Genomic DNA, 6,515 nt, shown 5'->3' on the forward strand with positions numbered 1-6,515 from the left:
GTGGTGGTGTTGGAGGGGGTGCGGAGGTCTCTTCCGGGGTTCATGGTGCCGTCGGTGGTGGTGGTGTTGGGGGAGTTTCCGGTGACGGTGCATGGGAAGTTGGACCGTAAAGCCCTCCCGGACGTCAACTTCGAACCTCAACCGCTGCAGTATGTTGCGCCACGAACGTCGGTCGAGGAGACGGTTGCCGCAATCTTCGATGATCTGCTGGGAACGTCGACGGTGGGCGTGAACGACGACTTTTTTGCCCTGGGTGGGAACTCTCTCAGTGCGGCCAGGCTGGTTGCGCGAGTGAATTCTGTTCTCGGCGAACGGATCAACATTCGTGACGTCTTCGATGCTTCTACCGTTGCAGCGCTGGCCGAGTTGGCGCAGTGTCGCGGAGGAGAGGGGGCCAAGCCGGCGTTGACGCCGCGGGGTACGACGACGGATATCCCACTTTCACCGGCGCAGGAGCGAATGTGGTTTGCGAATCAGTTCGCCCCCGAGTCCGCCGCCTACAACGTCGCGTGCGCGTTGAGGCTCGACGGTGCAGTGAACGTGAGTGCGCTTCACGCTGCATTTGTCGACGTCGTCGAGCGGCACGAGTCCTTGCGCACCGTTTTTCCTCTCACCGATGACGGACCGCGTCAAGTGATCATGTCCACCTCACAGGTGGTATCGGATCTTGCACCGATACTTGTGCAGGGAGAGGAAGAGCTGCGCGAGCGTAGCCGGCAGATCGCTTCGGATGGTTTCGACGTCACGCAGCAGGTCCCGATGCGCGCCACCTTGTTGCGGCGAGATGACCAGGTCCACTCGCATGTCCTGGTGATCGTGATTCACCACATCGCCGCCGACGGATTCTCCACGGTACCGCTGGCCCGAGATCTCATGAGCGCATACACCTCCCGTGTGAACGGTGAGGCACCGCAGTGGGCGCCGCTCGGGATCCAGTATGCCGACTACGCGTTGTGGCAACGTGGTTGGTTGGGCTCGGAATCGGACTCTCGGTCTCTGATCTCGAAACAGCTCGGCTATTGGGCCGAGAATCTTGCGGGCGCACCGGAGGTTCTCGACATTCCGACCGATCGACCGCGTGTTGATGTGCGTTCGCTTCGACGCGGACGGATCAGGTTCGTGTTCGGTCCGAAGGTGCATGCCGGTGTGGTTGCCCTGTCGCGCAAACACAACGCCACGGTCTTCATGGTTGTGCACGCAGCCTTGGCAGTGCTGCTGGCGAGGCTCAGTGATGAGGACGACGTAGCCGTCGGAACTCCCATCGCCGGGCGTGGGGAGCGCGAACTCGACGACCTGGTGGGCATGTTCGTCAACACGTTGGTGTTGCGCACTGCAGTGGACCGCGGCGCAACTTTCGGAGACTTCCTCGACCAGGTCCGAAACGTAGATCTGAGCGCCTTCATTCACGCGGACGTGCCGTTCGAAAGAGTCGTCGAGATCGTGAATCCTTCACGTTCGACGGCGTACTCGCCCCTGTTTCAAGTCATGTTGGAGTTCCAAGACATCGAACGGCCTGCACTCGAACTCCCCGACCTGCAGGTGACCGACGTGGGCGTCGAGATCGACACCATCAACTTCGATCTTCAGTTGACGGTGACGCAGAACGCCGGCGCAGCCGGCGAATCGGACGGTCTTCGCGCCGAATTCGGATATGCCACAGATATTTTCGACGAGGAAACGGTAGCGGGCTTCGCCGACCGCCTGCAACGGATTCTCGAGCGCGTTATCACGGATCCGCAATCACGGATCGGAGATATCGAGATCCTCGACGCCTATGAGTCAGCCGAACTGGTACCCGTGCGAGGTGAGATTTCCGCCGCTGTTCAGACCCTTCCGGATTTGCTGACTGCAGCAACAGATATGGCGACTGCCCAGGATCCCGGCGCCGTTGCGCTGGTGTTCGAGGAACGTGAAGTGACCTATCTCGAACTCGACGCGCAGTCGAACCGATTGGCCCGCATGCTGATCGAATCCGGAGTGGGTCCCGAATCGGTGGTGGCGTTGTGTCTCCCACGCTCCATCGAGTCCGTTCTGGCGGTGTGGTCCATTGCCAAGACAGGTGCGGCATTCCTTCCCGTGGACCCGGGACATCCTGCTGCTCGTATCGAGCACATGCTGGGCGACTCCGGTGCAGGGTGGGGGATTACGTCTCGAGCTCACAACGCGGCATTGTCCGGCCTCGTGCCGTGGCTGGTCCTCGACGATGCCGGTTTCGAGGAACGGCTGCGGGCGTACTCGCCATCGAAAGTCACCGACGCGGATCGGAAGGCACCGATTCGCATCGACAATCCGGTCTATCTGATCTACACGTCGGGGTCGACAGGAACACCCAAGGGCGTGACGGTCACACATCGCGGGTTGAGCGACTTCGCGCTCCAGGAGCGTGAGACCTTCGCCGCCACGACCCGATCCAGAACTCTGCACTTCGCTTCGCCGAGTTTCGACGCGTCGGTTCTCGAGCTCGTGATGGCCGTTGGTGCTGGAGCCACGATGGTGATCGTGCCACCGACCGTCTACGGCGGGTCGGAACTGGCGGCGTTACTGGAGCGCGAGCGCGTCACCCATTGTTTTGTGACTCCGGCGGCCTTAACGTCCGTCGACCCAGACGGTCTCACCACTGTCGGTTGTGTCGTGACAGGTGGGGAAGCGTGTCCGCCGGAATTGGTGGCCCGCTGGGCTCCGGGCAGAAAGATGTTCAACGCCTACGGTCCTACCGAGGCAACTGTCGTGTCGAGCATCAGTGCGGCACTGGCTCCGAACGACCCGGTCACTATCGGCACACCTACTCGCGGATTCAGCGAGGTAGTGCTGGACTCGCGTCTGCGAGCGGTACCGGTAGGTGTCGCGGGGGAGTTGTATCTTGCCGGGCCGGCTCTCGCTCGCGGCTATCACCGGCGATACCCGTTGACCGCCACGCAGTTTGTCGCAGATCCCTTCGGTGCGCCGGGAACGCGGATCTATCGCACGGGCGATCGCGTGCGGTGGACGCCCGACCGACGGCTGGAGTATCTCGGGCGCACCGATGCCCAAGTCAAAGTCCGTGGGTTCCGCATCGAACTCGGGGAAGTCGAGGTGGCACTGCAGACGCACCCGCGCGTGGCCCAGGCGGTGACGGCCGTCTGGAACGGCGACGGCAGGGATCGGTTGATCGGCTACGTGGTTCCCGATCGCGGAGCGAGTGTCGATCCGCGAGACGTCCTCGCCCATGCAGGCAAGCGCCTGCCGTCGTACATGGTGCCGGCGGCGGTGGTGGTGCTCGACGCCGTTCCGCTGACGGTTCACGGAAAACTCGACCGCGCAGCGCTTCCCACACCCGATTTCTCGTCCGCCGCCACACCCGACCGGCCACCGCGAACGGAAACCGAGAATCTTCTTGCCGCTCTGTTCGCGCAGGTTCTCGGTCTCGACGCGGTAGGAGTGCATGATTCGTTCTTCGAGCTCGGTGGCGACAGCATCATGTCCATCCAATTGGTGGCCCGCGCTCGCGATGCGGGTGTGATCATCTCACCCCGAGATGTTTTCGACCACAAATCCGTCGCCGCGCTTGCCGAGTCGGCGCACCTTGAGCAGGACAGGCCTGATGTACTCGCGGAGCTACCGGGATCCGCTGTCGGAACTGTTCCACTGAGCCCGGTGGCGCAGTGGATGCTCGACCGCAGCAGTGGCGGGCTGCGTGGCGGCGGAGTGAAACGGTTCTCCCAGGCGCTCTTGCTGACAGCTCCCGCTGATCTCACCCAGGACCTCCTTGTCCGTGGTCTCCAGGTGTTGCTGGACCGCCACGGAATGCTTCGAGCTCGCTTGGTTGAGAGTGACCGGGTCATGGAAGTCTTACCACCCGGCTCGATCTCGGCCGAAGGACTGATCCACCGCGTAGCTGTCGATTCGGTGGACGACGAAGGTTTCAGGGCCTTGGCGTCGGGAGAACTCGAGGCCGTGGCCGACAGCTTGGATCCCGCCACGGCTGACATGGTGCGCGTGATCTGGTTCGACCTGGCCGACAAACCTGACGTGTCGACCGGGCGGGGCCGACTACTTGTGGTGATTCATCACCTGGTTGTCGACGGCGTCTCGTGGCGCATTCTGGTCACCGACCTGGCGTCGGTGACAGCACAACTCCAGGCCGGTGTCACGCCCGAACTGCCACAGATCGGAACGTCGTTCCGGCGATGGGCGCATGGGCTTGTCGAGCACGTGGGCGACCGGAGCGTCGAACTGGACATATGGAAAACGATCCTGGACGGCGATGACCCGTTGATCGGTTCGCGCCCACTCGATCCCACGATCGACGTCGACGACACGGTCGACACCGTTACAGTGGACATCTCGCCTTCGGCGACCAGGAACCTTCTCACCACGGTTCCTGCGGCATTCCACGCCGGCGTGAACGACGGACTTGTCACCGCTGTTGCGTTGGCCTCGATCGGGTGGCGACGACGCCGCGGTATGGATACCGCTGCCGCCCTGGTCACGCTCGAAGGACACGGCCGCGAGGAAGGAGCGGTTCCTGGCGCAGACCTCGCTCGCACCGTTGGTTGGTTCACCACGCTCTACCCGGTGCGCGTGGACCTCGGCGGAATCGACGTCGACGACGCACTGGCAGGTGGCGCCGACGCCGGACGGGCTCTCAAAGCCGTCAAGGAATACGTGCGTGCGATCCCCGATCATGGAATCGGATTCGGGATGTTGCGGTACCTGTCGGGCGAGAGCGACCCACTCGGCCGATTCCGTTCTCCTCAGATCAGTTTCAACTATCTGGGCCGGATCAGCTCCTCTGACGGAACACAGGACTGGCTGCCGGTGGAGGGCAATCGAAGGCTCGGCGGAACCCAGAACCCGTCCATGGCTGTGGCGTCCGTGATCGACATCAACGCGGCGGTTGAGGACCATGTCGACGGGCCCTGCCTGACAGCATCTTTCACCTTTCCCCGCGGAGTGCTCGACAGGTCTGACGTCGCGGAGTTCGCGGAACTGTGGCGTCGTGCGCTCGACGGACTCACCGCGCACGCGTCGCGACCTGATGCGGGCGGTCTGACGCCGTCGGACATTCCCCTGGTCTCGGTGGACCAACAACAGATCGAACGCTGGGAGAACGATTTCCCCGGATTGCGCGATGTCTGGTCGGTGTCGCCCCTTCAGGCCGGGCTGATGTTCCATGCCTCACTGGCGGCCACGTCGACGGACGTCTACACAGCGCAGTTGTGCGTCGAGCTCGAAGGAGCGGTTGATTCCGAGCGTTTGCGCGGCGCTGCTGCCGGACTACTCGCAAACCACCCGAATCTGTGTGCAGCGTTTCTCTACGACGTGAACGGCCTACCGGTGCAGTTGATTGTCGACGATGCAGTGATTCCCTGGACCGAGGTCGACCTGAGTGATCGCGGATCGGCAACCGACGCAGATTTGGAGCGCCGCCTCGACGAGGATCGCAGTGCACCCTTCGACCTCGCTTCGCCGCCACTGCTTCGGCTGACGCTGCTGCGAACCTCGCCGACGAGGTGCGTGTTGGTGGTGACGAACCATCACATCGTCCTCGACGGTTGGTCGATACCGTTGCTGGTTCGCGAACTGTTGATTAGATACGCGGCCGACGGTCTCCCGGTCGAGAGGGCCCCGGCCGATCTTCCGGAGACTCCGTCGTACCGCACCTATCTGGAATGGTTGATGCACCGCGATATGGAGACCTCGCTCGCGGCGTGGGAGGACGCCTTGGAAGGCGTCGACGAGCCGACGTTGTTGGCGCCTTCGACGCCGATCGCGGAGCAGCTGGTGCCCGAAGAGGTTGCCGTCGATCTACCGGATTCGGTGCGCGACGGACTCGGTGCGCTGGTCCAGCGGAGCGGGATCACGATGAACACGGTGATCCAGGCGGCGTGGGGTGTCCTACTGTCTCGGATGCTTTCCCGTGACGACGTAGTCTTCGGCGTCACGGTTTCGGGCCGCTCACCCGAGTTGTCTGGTGTGGAAAACATGATGGGGCTGCTGATCAACACGTTGCCTGTCCGAGTGCAACTGGATCCGGACGAGACGTGTACGCAGCTGCTCGCTCGACTGCAAAGCGAGCAGACAGCTCTGCTCGATCATCACTATGTCGGACTCGGCGCGATTCAATCTGTCGTAGGGACAGGCAATTTGTTCGACACACTGTCGGTCTTCGAGTCGTATCCGATCGATACCTCGGGGATGGGCGGGAACACCGACATTGCCGGTATGCGCGTCACCGCTGTGAATGCCCGCGACGCCACGCATTACCCGCTCACCGTGCTGTCGGTCGCGGAACCGACGCTGCAGGTCAGCCTGCGGTACCAGCCGGCGGCATTCGACCGCGCCGCGGTCGACACCATTGCACAGCGAATGTCGCGGATTCTTGCCGCCTTCGCAGCGAACGCGGATACACCGGTCGGTGAGGTCGACGTGTATGTCGCCGGTGAGCGTGGGTTGGTGGTGGGTGGTTGGGATGGTGTGGGGGTTGGGGTGGGGGGTTTGACGTTGGTGGATGTGTTGGATGGGCGGTTTGCTGG

At 62.9% G+C, this 6,515-nt stretch carries 1 protein-coding gene; it reads left to right on the plus strand.

Going from position 1 to position 6,515, the window contains the following annotated elements; translation table 11 throughout:
• Nucleotides 1-6,515 (plus strand): amino acid adenylation domain-containing protein (locus RhoBH5_RS32065; protein WP_442972505.1); only part of this gene is annotated, 6,515 nt, incomplete at its 3' end.

It is taken from the genome of Rhodococcus sp. BH5 (assembly GCF_027583855.1).
Taxonomy (GTDB): Bacteria; Actinomycetota; Actinomycetes; order Mycobacteriales; family Mycobacteriaceae; genus Rhodococcus_F; species Rhodococcus_F qingshengii.